Annotated in this window: 14 protein-coding genes and 1 pseudogene; 8 read left to right on the forward strand and 7 right to left on the reverse strand. The window is 66.2% G+C overall.

The window, feature by feature from the left end:
* Positions 1-42: 42 nt before the first annotated feature.
* From ABIE00_RS22190 to ABIE00_RS22205, 4 genes are all read left to right on the forward strand, one after another.
* The gene (locus ABIE00_RS22190; protein ID WP_354262785.1) at positions 43-1,569 is read left to right on the forward strand and encodes a sugar ABC transporter ATP-binding protein; all 1,527 of its coding nucleotides are present in this window, start codon (positions 43-45) and stop codon (positions 1,567-1,569) included.
* Positions 1,566-2,609 (forward strand): ABC transporter permease, encoded by a 1,044-nt coding sequence (locus ABIE00_RS22195; protein WP_354262786.1) that lies wholly within the window; start codon positions 1,566-1,568, stop codon positions 2,607-2,609. Before ABIE00_RS22190 ends, ABIE00_RS22195 begins: the two co-directional genes overlap by 4 nt.
* Positions 2,609-3,625, forward strand: coding sequence for a galactofuranose ABC transporter, permease protein YjfF (gene yjfF, locus ABIE00_RS22200; RefSeq protein WP_354262788.1), 1,017 nt, complete (start codon positions 2,609-2,611; stop codon positions 3,623-3,625). The genes ABIE00_RS22195 and yjfF overlap by 1 nt, the downstream gene beginning before the upstream one ends.
* A gap of 61 nt (positions 3,626-3,686) precedes the next feature.
* Complete coding sequence (locus ABIE00_RS22205; RefSeq protein WP_354262789.1) at positions 3,687-5,141, forward strand: family 43 glycosylhydrolase; 1,455 nt, start codon at positions 3,687-3,689, stop codon at positions 5,139-5,141.
* Between the two features lie 719 nt (positions 5,142-5,860).
* Here ABIE00_RS22205 and ABIE00_RS22210 read toward each other — a convergent pair.
* Positions 5,861-6,847 (reverse strand): DMT family transporter, encoded by a 987-nt coding sequence (locus tag ABIE00_RS22210; RefSeq protein WP_354262790.1) that lies wholly within the window; start codon positions 6,845-6,847, stop codon positions 5,861-5,863.
* The gene (locus ABIE00_RS22215) at positions 6,844-7,437 is read right to left on the reverse strand and encodes a TetR/AcrR family transcriptional regulator (RefSeq protein WP_354262791.1); all 594 of its coding nucleotides are present in this window, start codon (positions 7,435-7,437) and stop codon (positions 6,844-6,846) included. Before ABIE00_RS22215 ends, ABIE00_RS22210 begins: the two co-directional genes overlap by 4 nt.
* 354 nt (positions 7,438-7,791) lie before the next feature.
* Between ABIE00_RS22215 and chvE the strand changes: the two genes are divergently transcribed.
* The 4 genes from chvE to ABIE00_RS22235 all read left to right on the forward strand — a co-directional run bounded on the left by chvE (position 7,792) and on the right by ABIE00_RS22235 (position 12,156).
* On the forward strand, positions 7,792-8,916 hold the full coding sequence (chvE, locus tag ABIE00_RS22220) for a multiple monosaccharide ABC transporter substrate-binding protein (protein ID WP_354262792.1): 1,125 nt from the start codon (positions 7,792-7,794) through the stop codon (positions 8,914-8,916).
* Positions 8,917-9,039: 123 nt separating this feature from the next.
* A complete protein-coding gene (gene mmsA, locus ABIE00_RS22225) occupies positions 9,040-10,569 on the forward strand; it encodes a multiple monosaccharide ABC transporter ATP-binding protein (RefSeq protein WP_354262793.1) in 1,530 nt (509 codons plus the stop codon).
* 5 nt (positions 10,570-10,574) lie between these two features.
* A complete protein-coding gene (gene mmsB / locus ABIE00_RS22230; RefSeq protein WP_354262794.1) occupies positions 10,575-11,900 on the forward strand; it encodes a multiple monosaccharide ABC transporter permease in 1,326 nt (441 codons plus the stop codon).
* Between the two features lie 46 nt (positions 11,901-11,946).
* Positions 11,947-12,156 carry a hypothetical protein gene (locus tag ABIE00_RS22235; RefSeq protein WP_354262796.1) on the forward strand — a complete coding sequence of 70 codons (210 nt, stop codon included), beginning with the start codon at positions 11,947-11,949 and terminating at the stop codon, positions 12,154-12,156.
* An 88-nt stretch (positions 12,157-12,244) separates the two neighbouring features.
* On the opposite strand, the gene ABIE00_RS22240 is transcribed toward ABIE00_RS22235, so the two are convergent.
* The 5 genes and pseudogenes from ABIE00_RS22240 to araB all read right to left on the reverse strand — a co-directional run bounded on the left by ABIE00_RS22240 (position 12,245) and on the right by araB (position 18,224).
* Positions 12,245-13,270 carry a LacI family DNA-binding transcriptional regulator gene (locus tag ABIE00_RS22240; protein ID WP_354262797.1) on the reverse strand — a complete coding sequence of 342 codons (1,026 nt, stop codon included), beginning with the start codon at positions 13,268-13,270 and terminating at the stop codon, positions 12,245-12,247.
* A gap of 16 nt (positions 13,271-13,286) precedes the next feature.
* Positions 13,287-14,237: an aldose 1-epimerase family protein gene (locus ABIE00_RS22245; RefSeq protein WP_354262798.1), complete on the reverse strand. Its 951-nt coding sequence runs from the start codon at positions 14,235-14,237 to the stop codon at positions 13,287-13,289.
* Positions 14,198-15,718 (reverse strand): L-arabinose isomerase, encoded by a 1,521-nt coding sequence (araA, locus tag ABIE00_RS22250; RefSeq protein WP_354262799.1) that lies wholly within the window; start codon positions 15,716-15,718, stop codon positions 14,198-14,200. Before araA ends, ABIE00_RS22245 begins: the two co-directional genes overlap by 40 nt.
* A gap of 67 nt (positions 15,719-15,785) precedes the next feature.
* Entirely contained in the window at positions 15,786-16,496 is a 711-nt protein-coding gene (locus tag ABIE00_RS22255) for an L-ribulose-5-phosphate 4-epimerase (protein ID WP_354262800.1), read from the reverse strand.
* A pseudogene (gene araB / locus ABIE00_RS22260) lies at positions 16,493-18,224 on the reverse strand (ribulokinase). The gene ABIE00_RS22255 and the pseudogene araB overlap by 4 nt, the downstream one beginning before the upstream one ends.
* Positions 18,225-18,237: the final 13 nt, after the last annotated feature.

Raw genomic sequence — 18,237 nt, forward strand, 5'->3', positions numbered from 1 at the left:
ACCGCCGCCGCACGGCACACCAATCACAGAAAAGACACGAGGATGAACGAAATCGTTCCGGTCGTCGAGATGACCGGCATAGCTATTGGATTCCCGGGGGTGAAGGCGCTCGACGGCGTCGATTTCCGCCTCTTCCAGGGTGAGGTCCACGCCCTGATGGGTGAGAACGGTGCCGGCAAGTCAACGCTGATCAAGGCCCTGACCGGCGTGTACACCATCGACGCCGGGACCATCACGGTGCTCGGCGAACCCAAGCGGTTCTCGTCCCCCGGAGAGTCCCAGGCGGCCGGCATCAGCACCGTCTACCAGGAAGTCAACCTCTGCCCCAACCTCACCGTCGAGGAAAACGTCCTGCTGGGCCGCGAACCGCGCCGCCGCGGCTCCATCGACTGGAAAGGCGTGCGGACGCGGACCCGGGAGGTGCTGGCCGAACTGCAACTGGACCACATTGATCCCGGCTCGCTGCTGTCCACCCACTCCATCGCGGTCCAGCAGCTGATCGCGATCGCCCGCTCGGTGGAGATCAACGCCAAGGTCCTGATCCTGGATGAACCGACATCGAGCCTGGACGCCGACGAGGTCAGCCAGCTCTTCCGGGTCATTCGGGACCTCCGCGACCGGGGGGTCGCCATCCTTTTTGTCTCCCACTTCCTGGAACAGGTCTACGAGATCTCCGACCGCATGACGGTCCTGCGCAACGGCAAGCTCGTGGGCGAATACCTGACCCGGGACCTGTCACGCATGAGCCTCATCTCCAGGATGATCGGCAAGGACATGGAAGCCCTGGCCGAACTGGACAAGGCCCCCGCCCGGACGCCCGCCACCGCCGGCACCGGCGAGACCCCCTTCATCGAAGCCAAAGGCCTTGGCAGGAAGGGAACCGTTTCCGGCGTGGACCTGGCCATCCACCCGGGCGAGGTCGTGGGACTGGCGGGCCTGCTCGGGGCCGGCCGGACCGAAATTGCCCGGCTCTTCTTCGGCGCCGACAAGGCCGACAAAGGCGCCATCAAAATCAAGGGTGCAAGCCAGAAAATCCGCTCCCCGCGCGCTGCCATCGACAAGCGGATCGGGTTCTGCTCGGAGGACCGCAAGGAGGAAGGCCTCATCGGCGACCTCACCGTCCGCGACAACCTGGTCCTGGCCATGCAGGCCAGCAAGGGCTGGGCGCGCCGCATTCCCCGCAGGGTCCAGGACGAACTGGTGGCCGAGTACATCAAGGCCCTCGACATCCGCCCTGCCAACCCCGAGGCACTCATCCGGAACCTCAGCGGCGGCAACCAGCAAAAGGTGCTCCTGGCCCGCTGGCTGGTCACCCATCCCGAACTCCTGATCCTCGACGAACCCACCCGCGGCATCGACATCGGAGCCAAGACGCAGATCCAGAAACTGGTCAGCCAGCTCGCGGCCGACGGCATGTCCATCCTCTTCATTTCCTCCGAGCTCGAGGAAGTCCTGCGCGTGAGCGACCGGATCGCCGTCATCAAGGACAGGGCGATGGTTGCCGAAATTAACAACGACGGCGTCTCCGTGGAAGACGTCATGACGGTCATCGCCGGAGGTGCCCAGTGAAATCCCTTTTGAAACACCGCCTTGCGTGGCCGGTGATCGCCCTGGCAGCGCTGCTGCTGCTCAACCAGATCTTCCGGCCCGATTTCCTGGGCCTGCGCATGCAGGACGGCCACCTCTACGGCAGCCTCATGGACATCATGCGCAACGGCGCACCCACCATCCTCATCGCGCTCGGCATGACCCTCGTCATCGCCACCCGCGGCATCGACCTGTCGGTCGGTGCGGTGGTGGCGATCGCCGGAGCCGCCTCTTGCACCTACATCGCCGGCTCCCCCGACCCCGGATCCCCGGTGACGGCAGCAACGGCGGTCCTGATCGCCGTCGTCGCCGCCCTTGCCCTGGGCGCCTGGAACGGATTCCTGGTATCCACCATCGGCGTCCAGCCGATCATCGCCACGCTGGTTCTCATGACGGCCGGACGCGGCATCGCCCAGCTCATCACCGGCGGCCAGATCATCTCGGTGTCCAACGACCAGTACAAATCCATCGGCGCGGGGTACCTGTTCACTTTGCCGGTCTCCATCCTGATCACCGCCGCAGTGTTTGTCCTGGCTGCCGTCCTCACCCGGCGCACCGCCCTGGGAACCCTGATCGAGGCCGTGGGCATCAACCCGGTGGCCAGCCGTTTGGCCGGGCTCCGGTCCCGGAACATCATCTGGATCGTCTACGTCTTCAGCGCGGTCTGCGCCGCCATCGCCGGCCTGATGATCAGCTCCAACGTCACGGCGGCAGACGCCAACAATGCCGGGCTGTACATCGAAATGGACGCGATCCTGGCGGTGGTCATCGGCGGAACCTCACTGGCAGGCGGGCGGTACACCCTGGTGGGGACCGTCGTCGGGGCCTTCATCATCCAGACGCTGACCACCACCGTGTACACCCTCGGGATCCCGCCGGAGGTGACCCTGGTATTCAAGTCGCTGGTGGTCATCACCGTGTGCCTCCTGCAGGCGCCCACGGCACGGAATATGCTCAGCCGCCTCAAGGCAGCACCCAAGCCCGCCGCAAAAGAAGCCGCAAAGGAAAAGGTGGCCGTCTGATGTCCCCGCTGTCCACGCTCACGCCCCTGACCGTCAAGAAGCCATCGCCGGCGCGCAGCCGCCTGCAGGGAGGTGCCCGCTACGCGCCAACGCTGGCCACGGTGGGCCTGTTCATCGCCATGTTCGCCGTGGGCGCCGGGATGTACCCCAGCTTCCTCTCCGGCCAGGTCTTCCTGAACCTCTTCATCGACAACACCTTCCTCATCGTGCTGGCCGTCGGCATGACCTTCGTAATTCTCACCGGCGGCATTGACCTCTCCGTCGGGGCGGTCGTCGCACTTTCCATGATGGTGAGCGCCACGCTCCTGCAGCAGGGCTGGAACGCCGGGGCGGTCATCGTGCTCGTGCTCCTCATCGGCGGCGGGCTCGGGCTTCTGATGGGGCTGATCATCCAGTACTTCGACATCCAGCCGTTCATCGTCACCCTGGCCGGCATGTTCCTGGCCCGCGGCCTGTGCTACGTCATCAGCCTCGACTCGATTCCGGTCACCGAAGGCTTCTTCACGGGCATGGCACAGGCCCAGATTCCGCTGCCCGGCGACCTCTTCGTCTCGCCCGGTGTGCTCCTGGCGCTCGGGATCGTGGCCATTGCCTTCTTCGTCCTGCACCACACCCGCTTCGGCCGCACCGTCTATGCCATCGGCGGCAACGAACACTCCGCCATGCTGATGGGCCTGCCGGTGAAGACCACCAAGATCCTTGTCTACTCCCTCAGCGGCCTCTGCTCCGCCGTCGCCGGCATCCTGTTCTCCTTCTACAGCCTTTCCGGCTACAGCCTGGCGGCGCAGGGCATGGAACTCGACGCCATCGCGGCAGTGGTCATCGGCGGCACCCTGCTGACCGGCGGCACCGGCTACGTCCTGGGATCCGTCGTCGGCGTGCTGGTGCTTGGCATCGTCCAGACCTTCATCGCCTACGACGGCACCCTCAGCTCCTGGTGGACCAAGATCGTCATCGGCGGCCTGCTCCTTGTCTTCATCCTGCTGCAGCGGCTCTTCGCCCGGAAAGCCGGCTGACTGTTTACCCGTCCCGCACCCCACGCACGTCACCTCACGCACGTCGAAAGGACTTTTCAGCATGAATGATTCCGTCAACCGCCAGTTCTCCCGCCGGTCCTTCCTTGGCTCCGGCACCGCCGCGGCGGCAGCGTTCGCCGTCGCGGGCGCCGGCGGCGGGGCCCTGGTGGCGGCGCCGGCCGCTACCGCCGCCGCTGATCCGGCTCCGCTGATCAACCCCGTGGTGCCGCAGCGGGCGGACCCGTGGCTCATGAAGCACACGGACGGCAAGTACTACTTCACTGGTTCCGTGCCGGAGTACAACCGCATCATCGTCCGCTCCTCCCCCACCATCGCCGGGCTCGGCAGCGCTTCGGAAGCGATGGTCTGGACGCGGCCTGCCTCCGGCACCATGGGCGGCCACATCTGGGCACCCGAACTGCACCACTTCGACGGCCAGTGGCACATCTACTTCGCCGCGGGCGACAGCAGCGACGTCTTCCGGGTGCGGATCTACGTGATTTCCACGGACGGCGCCGATCCCACCAACGCCGTCTGGGGACCGCCGGTGCGCGTGTACACGCACGCCGACACCTTCTCCCTGGACGCCACCACCTTCGAGCACAACGGCACCCGCTACCTGCTGTGGGCGCAGAGCGACGCCGGCGTGAACTCCAGTCTGTACATCGCGTCCATGTCATCACCCTCAACGCTCTCCAGCACCCCGGTCCGCATTGCTGTTCCGACCCTGGACTGGGAGACCCGGGGCTACAAAGTGAACGAAGGCCCCGCCGTGATCAAGCGGAACGGACGCATCTTCGTGACCTTCTCCGCCAGCGCCACGGACGCCAACTACTGCATGGGCCTGCTGACGGCGGACGCCACTGCCGACCTGCTCAGTGCAGCTTCGTGGACGAAGACTCCCGTCCCCGTCTTTGTCACCACGGAAGGCTCGAAGCAGTATGGTCCCGGCCATAACTCCTTCACTGTGGATGAGGCCGGCAACGACGTGCTCGTGTACCACGCGCGGTCCTACCGCACCATCGTCGGCGACCCGCTCTATGACCCCAACCGGCACGCCCGGGTGCAGCGGCTGTACTGGAACACCGACGGTACGCCGAATTTCGGCGTGCCGGTGGGCGACGGCGAACTGCCGGTTCGCCTGGAGCCCGCCTCCGCTGTGGGTACCTTTCTCGCGCACGACGGCGCCACAGTCACCGCCGCTTCCTCCCCCGCGCTGGGCTCATCCCAGTTCCGCATCGCGCCGGGGTACGCCAAGAAGAATTCGGTGGTCATTGAACCGGTCCTGGCCAAGGGCCGCTATTTCCGGGTGCAGGGAGCAGCTGTGACCATCGCTGCCACGGAGGGGTCGTCGTCGGCCTTCCTGCAGCGGGGTGGCCTGTCGGATGGTGCAGGCGTCTCCTTCGAGTCCGTGGACTTCCCGGGCTCCTACCTAGTGCTCCGGCAGGGCGCCCTGGCAGTGGCGAAGGTAGGTAAGAACGAGCGGCCGGCGGCCACATTCTTCCTGCGTTCCTAGCCCCTCATGACACATCAGCAGGGCCGGCGGTTTCACCGCTGGCCCTGCTGTTTTATGCGGCTATAACCCGGCCCCACCCGAAAGGGTAGTCAGAACCGTCAGAAAACGGCGTTACCCCTGCCTGTTTGCTTCGGAATCATGGATGTCAGGCAGAAAGTACCGGCAACGGCTGGTTCAAGTTCCATTCGAAAGGGAAGACCATGACTCGGGAAGAAGCTTACGCAAGGTGCCCTCCGGATTCGTATGTGGAGTTTTACGGCGGACGTTGGCTCGTCGTTCCGTTTGCACCGGTTGAGCAACCGGAATTCTTCGTGTGCTCGCCGGAGAGTGTCGGCGTCTTCAGCGCCGCACGAGGGCTCGTAGTTGCCGGCTTTGACGGTCAGCGGGCAGCCTGAAGCCCCCGGAAAAGGGTTGAGCGGCGTCTTGAAAAGACACCGCTCAAATGACCCGAATACATTTGAATAAGCAGAGATGCATTCCCGGACAATTTCCATTCACCTCAATTATTGCTGCGAAGCGCCGCTGGTGAGCAAACGAAGAATACCGGCTGTTCCACCTGGGCGAATGGCACGACGAGCCAACGGCCGCCGTAGAACTCGACGTAAGAGTCCGGCGTGCACCTTGCGAAGGCTTCCTCGCGTGTCATTGCCTTTCCCTTCAGACTAGCCAAGCAGTTGGATTATCAGGACCGCACTGCTCCGGGCCCCGCTGCTGTGATGCTACTGCCCCACGGTGGAACGGGCCTCGGTTCTCGCTGAGGCACCGGCCTGACCGCTTCGGTCATCCTGGCTCCCCGCCTGCCGGGGAGTCAGGACGAACAGGCTTGCCAGCACCATGGCGACGCCGAGCCAGCCCAGTGCAGGCAACCGTTCACCCACGACGACGACGGCCAGCACCGCGGCGACGACGGTTTCCATGAGGGACAGGCCCGTTGCGGTGCTCGCCCGCACGCGCGCCAGTCCCCAACCGAACAGGACATACCCGGCGAACATGGGGACAAGCGCCATGTAGGCGGCCACCGTGAAGTTGCCCCAGGATTCGAGCAGCGGCCCGCCGGTCACGGCAAGCACCGGCATCAGCAGCGCTCCGCCCAGGCCGAACACCGCACCCATGGCGGCCCGGGATGACACTCCCCCGCTGATCAGGCGGTGGGCAGCCCACGAGTACACCGCGTAGGTCACGCCGGCCGCGAGACCCAGGACGACCCCCGCCGGCACCGCCCAGGATTCGGCAAGTGCGCCCGGCCGCTCCGCGCTGTCACCGGCAAAACACAGGAGTCCGGCGCCAGCCACCCCAGTCATCGCGCCGAACATCCAGCGTCGGGTCAACGCTTTCCGCTCTGCCAGGCGCTCGATGACTGCCGAGGCCAGAGGGGCTGAGCCGATCGAGACGACCGTTCCAAGCGCCACGCCGGAAAGGTGCATCGAGCTGTAGAAGGCAAGCGGGTACACCGCGACCGCCGCCGCCCCGAGCGCGACCGGCAGCCACCGGCCGCGGAGGATGTCCCAGTGGTTCGCAATCGGCTGCACAGCGTACAGCGCCTGCAGCAGCCCGCCCACCCCCATGGCCACGGCGCCGATGGCCAGCGGACTCACCGACGGCGCGAACGTGGCAACAGTTCCGGTCGTACCCCACAGCGTCGACGCACCCACCACGAAAAACGCGCCCAGGAGGGGCCCGTTCACCCGGCCGAGCAGCGCTTTCACAGCCCCTCCAGCATCTGAACAGCGATCATCCGGGCTTCGTGCAGACAGCGGTCTTCGCCCTCAAGCCCCGCCCTTGCCATGGACCCTTCGAGCACGAACGCCAAATGCCGGGCCACGCTGGCCGCCGCCTTGTCCTGCCCCGGCTTCAGTTCCGCAACATGCTTGAGCAGAAGGCCCTCGACCTCTTCCTTGTGCTGCCGCACGGCCTGCCTTCCGGGAGCGCCCGCCGGCAGTTCCGCTGCAGCATTGAGCAGGCCGCACCCCCTAAAACCGTGCTCATAGGCAAAGTTTGCATGGTCGATGTACGCGTCGAAGACCGCCAGGACCCGCTCCTGCGGAGTGGCCGCCGCGTCGACCCGCTCCCGGTACAGGGCGAGCCATTCCTCATGCCGGGCGGCGAGGTAGGCCGCCACCAGGTCCGCCTTGGAAGCGAAGTTGTTGTACAGGCTCTTCTTGGCCACGCCGGCTGCTGCAGTGATGGTGTCGATGCCCGTGGCCGCCACGCCGTCGGCATAGAAGAGCCGCGCCGCAGCCTCAAGCAGGGATGCTCGGGCTGGCCGCTTTACGGAACGTCCTTCAAATGAAGCCACCGGGAACCTCCTGGAGAAAACAGCGAGTAGGTAGGCCAGTATACCTACTCACCTTCCGGCGCAGGTAGACGCGGAAGGCGGGGGCCAAAAGGAACTGGGAGGCGCCGCCGTCGTTCTCTTCAATCTGTGTCTTGCTTCACAGCCGCGACGGGGATAATATTGTCCATGATTGTTAGCGCTAACAGTGATGTTGGGGCAGCCGGGGCTCCGCTCCGGTGATGACAGCCTCCGGTGCCGGTCCTCTGGAACGGCCTCGGTACGCCGGACACAAGTGGCCGGCCCTGGCGGAAAGTACATACGCTTTCCGCTCAAGCACCGATTCGTGGCCCAACCAGGCCACGGAAGGAGAATAACGTGAGAATCAAGAAACTCCTGGGCGCCGTCGCCGTCGTCCTGGCTGTGACGGTGGGGGCCACCGGCTGCGGCAGCCGCCCCGGCGCCGCCACCAGCTCCAGCAGCGCCGACGCTGCCGGTGCCCTGGTAGGAATCTCCATGCCGACGCAGACTTCGGAACGGTGGATCGCGGACGGTAAGAACGTCTCCGAATCCCTGGCCAAGCTCGGCTACAAGACTGACCTGCAGTACGCCAACGACGACATCCCCACGCAGGTCTCGCAGATCGAGAACATGCTGACCAAGGGAGCCAAGTCCCTGATCATCGCCGCGATCGACGGCACCACATTGACGGACGTCCTGGCCAAGGCCAAGGAGCAGAACGTCAAGGTCATTGCCTACGACCGGCTGATCAACGGCACCCCGAACGTGGACTACTACACCACCTTCGACAACTATGAAGTGGGCGTCCAGCAGGCAACGTCGCTGCTGACCGGGCTGGGCCTGGTGGATGCCTCCGGCAAGAAGGTCGAGGGCAAGGGCCCCTTCAACGTTGAACTCTTCGCGGGCAGCCCGGACGACAACAACGCCAACTTCTTCTGGACCGGCGCCATGGACACCCTGAAGCCGTATTTGGACGCCGGCACACTGAAGGTGCCCAGTGGCCAGACCAAGTTTGAGCAGGCTGCCATCCTGCGCTGGCAGGCGGCCACCGCCCAGAAGCGGATGGAAGACATCCTCACCGCCGCCTACGGCTCGGGCAAAAAGCTCGACGGCGTGCTCTCGCCCTATGACGGCCTGTCCATCGGCATCATCTCGGCCCTGACCAGCACCGGGGGCTACTCCAAGGGCGCCCTGCCTGTTGTGACCGGCCAGGACGCGGAAAAGGGCTCGGTGAAGTCCATCGTCGCCGGCGAGCAGTACTCCACGATCTTCAAGGACACCCGCAAGCTCGGCGAGCAGGCCGTGAAGATGGTGGACGCTGTCCTGAAGGGCCAGCAGCCCGAGACCAATGACACCGAGACCTACAACAACAAGGTCAAGGTGGTCCCGGCCTTCCTGCTGAAGTCCGTCATCGTCACCAAGGACAATTACAAGAAGGAACTCATCGACTCCGGTTACTACACCGACGCCGACATCAAGTAGCAGCTGCTCCTCCCAGGTAGCAGCACGGCGGTGGCGCCTGCAGCCGCAGACGCCACCGCCCCCACAACAGATCGACCCACCGAAACAGATCAGCTCATCGAACAGATCAGCGGGAAATAACCAATGAACGTACCCATTCTTCAGATGCGCGGGATCACCAAGACCTTCCCCGGCGTCAAGGCCCTCCAGGATGTCACCCTGGACGTGAACCGCGGCGAGGTCCACGCGATCTGCGGCGAAAACGGGGCAGGCAAGTCCACCCTGATGAAGGTGCTCTCCGGCGTCTACGCCCACAACACCTTCGAGGGGGACATCCTCTTCGAGAACGAACCGTGCGACTTCGCGTCCATCAGCGACAGCGAGAAGCGCGGCATCGTGATCATCCACCAGGAGCTGGCCCTCAGCCCGTACCTGTCCATCGCGGAAAACATCTTCCTGGGCAACGAAATGGCCTCCCGCGGCTGGGTCGACTGGCGCAAGACCAACCTCGAGGCGGCCAAGCTGCTGGCCCGGGTTGGCCTGGACGAAAACCCTGTCACCCCCATCCAGCACATCAGCGTGGGCAAGCAGCAGCTCGTCGAAATCGCCAAGGCACTGTCCAAGGAAGTGAAGCTGTTGATCCTGGACGAGCCCACCGCGGCCCTGAACGACGAGGACTCAGACCACCTGCTCGACCTGATCCTGCACCTGAAGGGCCAGGGCGTCACCAGCATCATCATCAGCCACAAACTCAACGAAATCCGCAAGGTGGCGGACGCCGTCACCATTATCCGCGACGGCAAGTCCATCGAAACCCTCCGCGTGGACCAGGGCCAGATCACCCAGGAACGCATCATCCGCGGAATGGTGGGCCGCGACCTCGACAGCCTCTACCCGGAGCGCGAGCCGCAGATCGGCGAGGAAGTCCTGCGCATCGAAGACTGGACAGTCCAGCACCCGCAGGACCACAGCCGTACCGTGGTGCACAACGCCAGCCTCAACGTCCGCAAGGGCGAAGTGGTGGGACTCGCCGGCCTCATGGGAGCCGGCCGCACCGAACTGGCCATGAGCGTCTTCGGCCGCACCTACGGCCGCGCCGTCTCCGGAAAGGTGTTCAAGTACGGCAAGGAAATCAACACCTCCACCGTCCCCGAGGCCATCCGGCACGGCATCGCCTACGCCACCGAGGACCGCAAGCACTACGGCCTGAACCTCATCGAGGACATCAAGCGGAACATCTCCATGGCTGCCCTGCCCAAGCTCGCCAAGCGCGGCTGGGTGGACAAAAACAAGGAAACCACGGTGGCCAACAGCTACCGGAAGAGCATGAACATCAAGGCCCCCTCCGTTGCGGCCATCACCGGGAAGCTCTCCGGCGGCAACCAGCAAAAGGTGGTCCTGAGCAAATGGATGTTCTCCGACCCCGACGTGCTCATCCTGGACGAACCCACCCGCGGCATCGACGTCGGCGCCAAGTTCGAGATCTACACGATCATCGCCGAGCTCGCGGCCCAGGGCAAAGCCGTCATCGTGATCTCCTCCGAACTCCCCGAACTCCTGGGCATCTGCGACCGGATCTACACCCTGTCCGCCGGCCACGTCACGGGTGAAGTACCGATCGCCGAAGCCTCCCAGGAGACCCTTATGCACTACATGACCCAAGAGAAGGAATAACGAACATGTCCGCCCTACGAGAATCCCTCGGCTTCCTGGCCAGCCGCCTCCGCCAGGTCGGCATCTTCGTCGCCCTGATCCTGATCGTCCTGCTGTTCCAGGTCCTCACCGACGGGATCCTGCTGGAGCCGCAGAACGTCACCAACCTCGTCGTCCAGAACAGCTACATCCTCATTCTGGCCATCGGCATGGTCATGGTCATCATCGCCGGCCACATCGACCTCTCCGTTGGCTCCATCGCCGGGTTCATCGGCGCCGTCGCCGGCGTCATGATCGTGCACTGGGGCTGGGCGTGGTGGGCGGCCATCCCGGCCTGCCTCCTCGTCGGTGCCCTGGTCGGTGCGTGGCAGGGCTACTGGATCGCCTACGTCGGCATCCCCGCCTTCATCGTCACCCTGGCCGGCATGCTCATCTTCCGCGGCCTGACCCTGATCACCCTGAAGAACCAGCAGATCACCCCGTTCCCGGATGAACTGCGTGCCCTCGGCGGCGGCTTCCTGCCCGACATCTCCGGCGGCACCTCCGTGCTCGAATGGCTCACCGTGATCCTCGGCGTCGGCGGCACAGCGGCCCTGCTATTCCAGTCGGTCAAGGAACGCCGGGTCCGCCGCCGGTTCAATCTGGAAAACGAGCCCATGGCCTGGTTCGCCACGAAGACCGTGTTCATCGCCCTGCTGATGCTCGTCATCACGTTCCTGCTCGCCAGCTACCGCGGCACCCCGATCGTGCTGATCGTTCTCGCGGGGCTGGTCATCGCCTACTCGGCGCTGATGAACAACAGCATCTTCGGCCGGCACACCTACGCCATTGGCGGCAACCTGCACGCCGCAGAGCTATCCGGCATCAAGACCAAGGCCGTGACGTTCCGGCTCTTCGTGAACATGGGCGTGCTCGCCGCACTGGCCGGCCTGATCTTCACGGCCCGCCTGAACTCCGCCCAGCCCGCCGGCGGCACCGGCTTCGAGCTGGACTCCATCGCCGCAGCCTTCATCGGCGGCGCGGCGGTCCAGGGCGGCATCGGCACCGTGGCCGGAGCCATGATCGGCGGCCTCATCATGGGCGTCCTCAACAACGGCATGTCCATCCTCGGCCTCGGCACCGACTACCAGCAGCTGATCAAGGGCCTGGTGCTCCTGATCGCCGTCGGGTTCGACATTTTCAACAAGAACCGCGCCGGCGGCGGATCCTCCATCGCCAAGCGCTTCAAGCTCAGGACCACCCCGCCTGCGACCGAAACCAAGGCACCGTCAGAAACGAAGGCGCCGGCCCAAGCACCGGCCGAACCGTCCGCTCCGGTGGCGGCCGGCAGCCGCGAGTCAGGCAACGCCTGAAAAAACGCATAGCCAACCGGCTCACAGCCAGCAGACAGGACACGCCATGACAGGACTCCTCGATTCCATCGACATCTGCGTTACGAACCGGCAGGCTTTGGACGAACACCTCGAAGCGGCCGTGAAGGACCTCCAGGAAGTGGCGATGCTCACGGGTACGCACGGCATCCTGGTCACGCGCCACAGGCCCGGAAACTACACGGCCTCGCTATCTGAGCAGGTCCCGTTCGGCATGACGCGCGAAGTGATTCGCTGACGCGCTACTCGCCAACAGAGCAACACAGCAAAGCCCTTCGCGGTGACAACCGCGGAGGGCTTTGCTGGTTAAGAGAGCGTGTGGTGCTTTATTGGGCCGTTTCGGCCGGAGCCGCCGTGGAGTCCCGCACCACGAGTTTGGGGTTGAGGACCGAGGCCGCTCCGGAAGGTCCGTGGGCCATGTCGGACAGGAGCATCCGGATGCAGCGAGCACCGAGCTCCTTGAAGCCCTGGTTCACCGTGGTCAGCGGCGGGACGAAGTAGCCGGCCTCCGGCTGGTCGTCGAAGCCCACCACGCTGATGTCCTCAGGGACGCGCAGGCCGGCCTCGCTGAAGGCGCGCAGTGCCCCCAGGGCCATCTGGTCGTTGGCAGCGAACAGCGCGGTGACATTGCCGGCGGCAGCCAGTTCCAATCCGGCGCGGTAGCCGCTTTCGGCGCTCCAGTCGCCCTGGATCAGCACGCCTGCCGGCAGCCCGGCCTGGTGAAGGGCACGGCGCCAGCCCTCGGTCCGGGCCGCGGCGTCAATCCAGTCCTGCGGACCGGAAACGTGGGCGATCGACGTGTGGCCCAGGTTCACGAGGTGCTGCACGGCGAGGGCCGCACCCACGCGCTGGTTCACGGCCGCCACGGTCAGGTGCTCATCCGCGCCGAAGCCCACGGCAACCAGCGGCACGGACAGCGCGATGGTGTGCAGCGATTCCAGCATGGTCTCGTGCGGGACGATCACCACGATCCCGTCGACGGACTGCAGGAGGAAATGCTCGAGGGCGTCGTGGATGCCGGCGGCCGTCACCTCGCTGAGGCTGGCCATGCTGACGGCGTAGCCTTCGTTCCGGGCTGCCTGCTGGACGCCGAGGAGCGTATTGGCAGGTCCGTAGTGTGCTGTGCCGGCACCGAGGACCCCGATGGCCTGGGAACGCCGGGTGACCAGGCTGCGGGCCGCGGTGTTGCGCCGGTAGCCCAGCTCGGCGATGGCGCGTTCCACCCGCCTGCGGGTCCGGGCACTGACGTTCGGATGGGTGTTGAGGACGCGCGAGACGGTCTGGTGGGACACCCCGGCGAGACGCGCCACGTCCTCCATGACGGGAGGACGCGGCGCGGTGTTTGCTGTCATTTCGTGGTGTTTGCTGTCAGGCGGCGAAAATGCTCCAGGATGCCTCGTGCGTGGCGCCCGGCTCCAGCCGGATCAGGTCCACGCCGCTGTTGAAGGCATCGGGCGGGCAGGTCATGGGTTCCACGGCAAGGCCCAGCCGGTTGGGGGCCGGGGGCTGCTTGTCGGCGGTGTGGATCTGGATCCATTGGCAGGTGCGGTCCCACGCCATTCCGACGCCGGTACCGCCGGGATCCCGGACCAGCATGCGGGCCTGCCCGGCGCCGTCGAACGCTATGTCCGTGAAGGCATGGTCGATCTCGGTGACGCCGATGGCGCGCGGCGACCGGAAATCAAACCCGTGGTCTTCCACGGTTCGCGTTTCCTTGGGCAGCAGCCGGTCCGGGGTGACCTCGAGGAACTCCCCGGCGGGGACTTCGAGGATCCATTCGTCGAGGGGCGCCGGGCCGGCCACCAGGTAGGGGTGCGGGCAGACACCGTAGGGCGCCGCCGTGGCGCCGGCGTTCGACGCCGTGACCCGGCTGTACAGGCCGTCCCCGGACAGCCGGTATTCGACGCCGATCCGCACCGTGTGCGGGTAGCCCGGCGTGGGTTCCGGGGTGCAGGACAGCGTCACCGATGACTCATCATGCGACTCGAGCGTCCAGTCCTGCGGGAACACCAGCCCGTGCAGGGCACAGCCCCGCTCCGGCTCGTTGACCGGCACCTCATATTCGGTCCCGTCGAAGGTGTACCGGCCGTCGGCGATCCGGTTGGGCCAGGGCGCCGCGACGATGCCGCGGTAGTCGGGAATGGGTCCGCCCTCCGGGAACGGAACGATGAGGTCCCGGCCCCGGTGGCGCAGCTCCCGCAGTGCACCCGCCTGTGCCGTGATGGTGGCGGTGTACTCCCCCGCCCGGATTTTGTATTCGGTCACAGCCCTGTTTTGGGTCACAGCCTGCCGGCCAGCCTGTAGTAGGCGGCGTTCCATGCCAGTTCCTTCTTGAACTGCTTGAGCGTGGTGCCCTCGTCGATGGTGAGCAGCTCGGTCTGCGCGATCTCGGCGAAGTCCTCGAACACGTCCACGCCCACCTGGGTGGAGAGGACGGTGTGGTGGGCGGCCCCGGCGGTCAGCCAGGCGGCGGCGGAGGTGGCGAAGTCGGGCTTCGGTTCCCAGAGGGCGCGCGCCACCGGCAGGTTTGGCAGCGGCTCGTCGAGGTCGACGACGTCCACGGCGTTCGCCACGAGGCGGAACCTGTCGCGCATGTCGGACAGCGCGACGACGACGCCGGGACCGGCGTCGGTGTCGAAGACCATGCGGACCGGGTCCTCCTTGCCGCCGATGCCCAGGGGGTGGATTTCGACGCGCGGCTTGGTGGCGGTCAGCGAGGGGCAGACCTCCAGCATGTGCGCACCGAGGATCCTCTCCTGGCCGGGCACCAGGTGGTACGTGTAGTCCTCCATCAGGGAGGCGCCGCCGGGGAGCCCGGCGCCCATGACCTTGGCCGCGCGGATCAGGATGGCCGTCTTCCAGTCGCCCTCGGCGCCGAAGCCGTAGCCGTCGGCCATGAGCCGCTGGACGGCCACGCCCGGCAGCTGCCGCAGCTCGCCGAGGTCCTCGAAGGACGTGGTGAAGGCGGCGGAGCCGTTGGCCTCGAGGAAGCTGCGCAGCCCGAGCTCGATGCGGGCGCTGTACCGCAGGGACTCGTGGCGGGCACCGCCGGCACGCAGCTCCGGTGCCACGTCGTAAAGCCGCTCGTACTCCGCGACCAGGGCGTCAACGTCGGACTCCGCGGCGCCGTGGACGGCGTCGGCGAGCTCATTGACGGACCAGGTGTTGACCGAGACGCCGAAGCGGAGCTCCGCCTCGGTCTTATCGCCCTCGGTGACGGCGACGTTGCGCATGTTGTCCCCGAAGCGGGTCAGCTTCAGGTTGCGGACGGCGGCCCAGCCGGCGGAGGCGCGCTGCCAGACGCCCACCTGGCGGGCCACCTCCGGGTTGGACACGTGGCCCACGACGGTCTTGCGCGGCACGCCCAGCCGGGACTGGATGTAGCCGAACTCGCGGTCACCGTGCGCGGCCTGGTTCAGGTTCATGAAGTCAAAGTCGATGTCCGCCCACGGCAGTTCCACGTTGGCCTGGGTGTGCAGGTGCAGGAGCGGCTTGCGGAGCAGGTCCAGGCCCTGGATCCACATCTTGGCCGGGGAGAACGTATGCATCCACGCCGTCACGCCGATCACCGAATCGTCCGAGTTGGCCTCCAGCGCGGTGCGGCGGATTGCGTCCGAATCCGTCAGCACGGGCTTCCAGACGAGCTTGACCGGGACGTCGGAGGACTCGTTCAGCGCGGCAGCAATCTCCTGCGACTGGGCCGCCACCTGCTTCAGCACGTCCTCGCCGTAGAGGTGCTGGCTGCCGGTGAGGAACCAGACCTCGTAGTGCTCGAGGGAGGTGTTGTTGGCGCTGGACATTGGTGTCTCCTTTGAAAGTCGTGGGGGCCGCGCGTGGCGGCGGGTGTTGCTGGGGGCGGTGCCGGTCCTAGCGTCCGTAGACGTTCTGGTAGCGGTCGTAGAGCGACTCGATCTGGCCCTGGTCGATGGGCAGCGGTTCGCCGAGTTGGCGCGAAATGTGGACCGTGCGTGCCACCTCCTCGCACATCACGGCGGCCTTGACCGCGGAGCGGGCGTCCTTGCCGATGGTGAACGGGCCGTGGTTCTGCATCAGCACGGCCGGGGAGTTGGATCCCTGCAGGGTCTCGACGATGCCGCGGCCGATCGAATCGTCGCCGATGAGCGCGAACGGGCCCACCGGGATGGGGCCGCCGAACTCGTCGCCCATCATGGTCAGCACGCACGGGATCTCCTCCCCGCGCGCGGCCCAGGCCGTGGCGTAGGTGGAGTGGGTGTGGACCACGCCGCCGACGTCGGGCATGTTCCGGTACACGTAGGCGTGCGCCGCGGTGTCCGACGACGGCGAGAGGCCCGGGTTCTCCCATTGGGCCGGGACGCCGTCGGCATCCGCGCTCAGGCTGCTGACCGGGGTGCCGTAAAGGTCGGTGACCACCATGGTTTCGGGGGTCAGGGCGTCGTAGGAGAGGCCCGAGGGCTTGATGACCATGAGGTCATAGCCGGGGATCCGCCCGGATACGTTCCCTGCGGTCCAGACCACCAGGTCGTACCGGGTCAGTTCGGCGTGCAGTTCGCAGACCTCGCGGCGGACACGGGCAATGGTTTCCAGCAGGGCGCTCATGCCGGAACCTCCTCAGCGAGCAGGGACTGGGAACTTATGGCCTTGGCGGCGTTGCGCTGGATGGCCTTGAGCCGGTGCATGACGTCGTTGGTTCCCCTGCCGAAGTAATCGTGCAGGGTCCGGTATTCACGGAACAGTTCGTCGTAGGCGGCGACGTTTTCCGGGATGGGGGTGTACACGGCGCCGGGCGCCGCGCCCATCGCCTCGGAGGCGGCCCGGACATCGGCATACTTTCCGGCGGCCACGGCGGCGTGGATCGCCGACCCGAGGGCCGGGCCCTGGGTTGAGCCGATGGTGGAGAGCTGGAGGCCGGTCACATCAGAATAGATCTGCATGAGGAGCCGGTTCTTCAGCAGGCCGCCGGCCACGATGAATTCCTTGACCGGGACACCGGAATCGCGGAAGGCCTCGACGATGGTGCGGGTGCCGAACGCGGTGGCCTCGAGCAGCGCCCGGTAGATGTCCTCCGGGCGGGTGGCCAGGGTCTGTCCGACCACCACGCCGGAGAGTTCGTGGTCCACCAGCACGGAGCGGTTGCCGGAGTGCCAGTCGAGTGCGATCAGGCCGTGCTCGCCGATCGTCTGGCCGGAGGCCAGGTCCGTCAGGTATTCGTGGATGCCCTGCCCTGCCTTGGCGGCGGCCTCGTGGTATTCCGGCGGGACGCCGTATTTGGTGAACCAGCCGAAGATGTCACCCACGCCTGACTGGCCGGCCTCGTAGCCCCAGAGCCCGTCCACGATGCCGCCGTCCACCACGCCGCACATGCCCGGCACCTCATGGAGCTCGGCGCCGTTCATGACGTGGCAGGTGGAGGTGCCCATGATGGCCACGAGCTGGCCCGGCTCCACGGCCTTCGCGGCCGGGGCGGTGACGTGCGCGTCCACGTTGCCGACGGCGACGGCGATGCCCTCCGGCAGGCCGGTCCAGGCGGCGGCTTCGGCCGTGAGGTAGCCGGCGGCGTCGCCCAGGCGTCCGATGGTGTGATCCAGCTTGGCGCTGACGAAGTCCTTGAACTGCGGGTTCAGGGCGGCGAGGAAGCCATTGGACGGGTAGTGGCCGTCCTGGTAGATGCCCTTGTATCCGGCGGTGCAGGCGTTGCGGACGTAGTTTCCGCAGAGCTGCCAGACGATCCAGTCGGCGGCTTCCACCCAGTGGTCCATTTCGGCGTAGGCCTCCGGGTCCTCCTCCAGCAGCTGCAGCCCCTTGGCGAATTCCCACTCGGAGGAGATCAGTCCGCCGTACCGGGGCAGCCATGATTCGCCGAGCTCCGCGGCGAGCGCGTTGATGCGGTCCGCCTGGCCCTGCGCGGCGTGGTGGCGCCACAGCTTCACATACGCGTGCGGGCGGTTGGCGAAGCCCGGAACCTCGTTCAGCGGGGTGCCGTCTGCCTTGACGGGCACCATGGTGCAGGCCGTGAAGTCCGTGGCGATCCCGACGACGGCGGCCGGGTCGATCCCGGCATCAGCGATTGCGGCGGGAACAGCGTTCCGGAGCACCTCGCGGTAGTCGTTAGGCACCTGCAGCGCCCATTCCCCGGGCAGGCGGGCTGCGCCGTTGCCGGCCACGTCTGCCGGAAGCGCTTCGGTGACCACCGCATGCGGGTAGTCGAACACCCCGCTGCCGAGTTCCTTGCCGTCCCGGACCCGCACAACCACGGCCCGGGCCGGACAGGGTGCCGTAGTCCACCCCGATGACATAGTTTTCGCTGCCGTCTGCTGTGACGTCCATGAATCCTCCAAAT

Origin of the sequence: Arthrobacter sp. OAP107, from assembly GCF_040546765.1 — a bacterium.
Lineage (GTDB): Bacteria > Actinomycetota > Actinomycetes > Actinomycetales > Micrococcaceae > Arthrobacter.

Coding starts and splice junctions, on each gene's coding strand:
- yjfF (WP_354262788.1), top strand. CDS start 2,609: ATGTCCCCGCTGTCCACGCTCACGCCCCTGACCGTCAAGAAGCCATCG.
- ABIE00_RS22235 (WP_354262796.1), top strand. CDS start 11,947: ATGACAGGACTCCTCGATTCCATCGACATCTGCGTTACGAACCGGCAG.
- ABIE00_RS22190 (WP_354262785.1), top strand. CDS start 43: ATGAACGAAATCGTTCCGGTCGTCGAGATGACCGGCATAGCTATTGGA.
- mmsA (WP_354262793.1), top strand. CDS start 9,040: ATGAACGTACCCATTCTTCAGATGCGCGGGATCACCAAGACCTTCCCC.
- mmsB (WP_354262794.1), top strand. CDS start 10,575: ATGTCCGCCCTACGAGAATCCCTCGGCTTCCTGGCCAGCCGCCTCCGC.
- ABIE00_RS22245 (WP_354262798.1), bottom strand. CDS start 14,237: ATGGAACGCCGCCTACTACAGGCTGGCCGGCAGGCTGTGACCCAAAAC.
- ABIE00_RS22255 (WP_354262800.1), bottom strand. CDS start 16,496: ATGAGCGCCCTGCTGGAAACCATTGCCCGTGTCCGCCGCGAGGTCTGC.
- ABIE00_RS22240 (WP_354262797.1), bottom strand. CDS start 13,270: ATGACAGCAAACACCGCGCCGCGTCCTCCCGTCATGGAGGACGTGGCG.
- ABIE00_RS22205 (WP_354262789.1), top strand. CDS start 3,687: ATGAATGATTCCGTCAACCGCCAGTTCTCCCGCCGGTCCTTCCTTGGC.
- araA (WP_354262799.1), bottom strand. CDS start 15,718: ATGTCCAGCGCCAACAACACCTCCCTCGAGCACTACGAGGTCTGGTTC.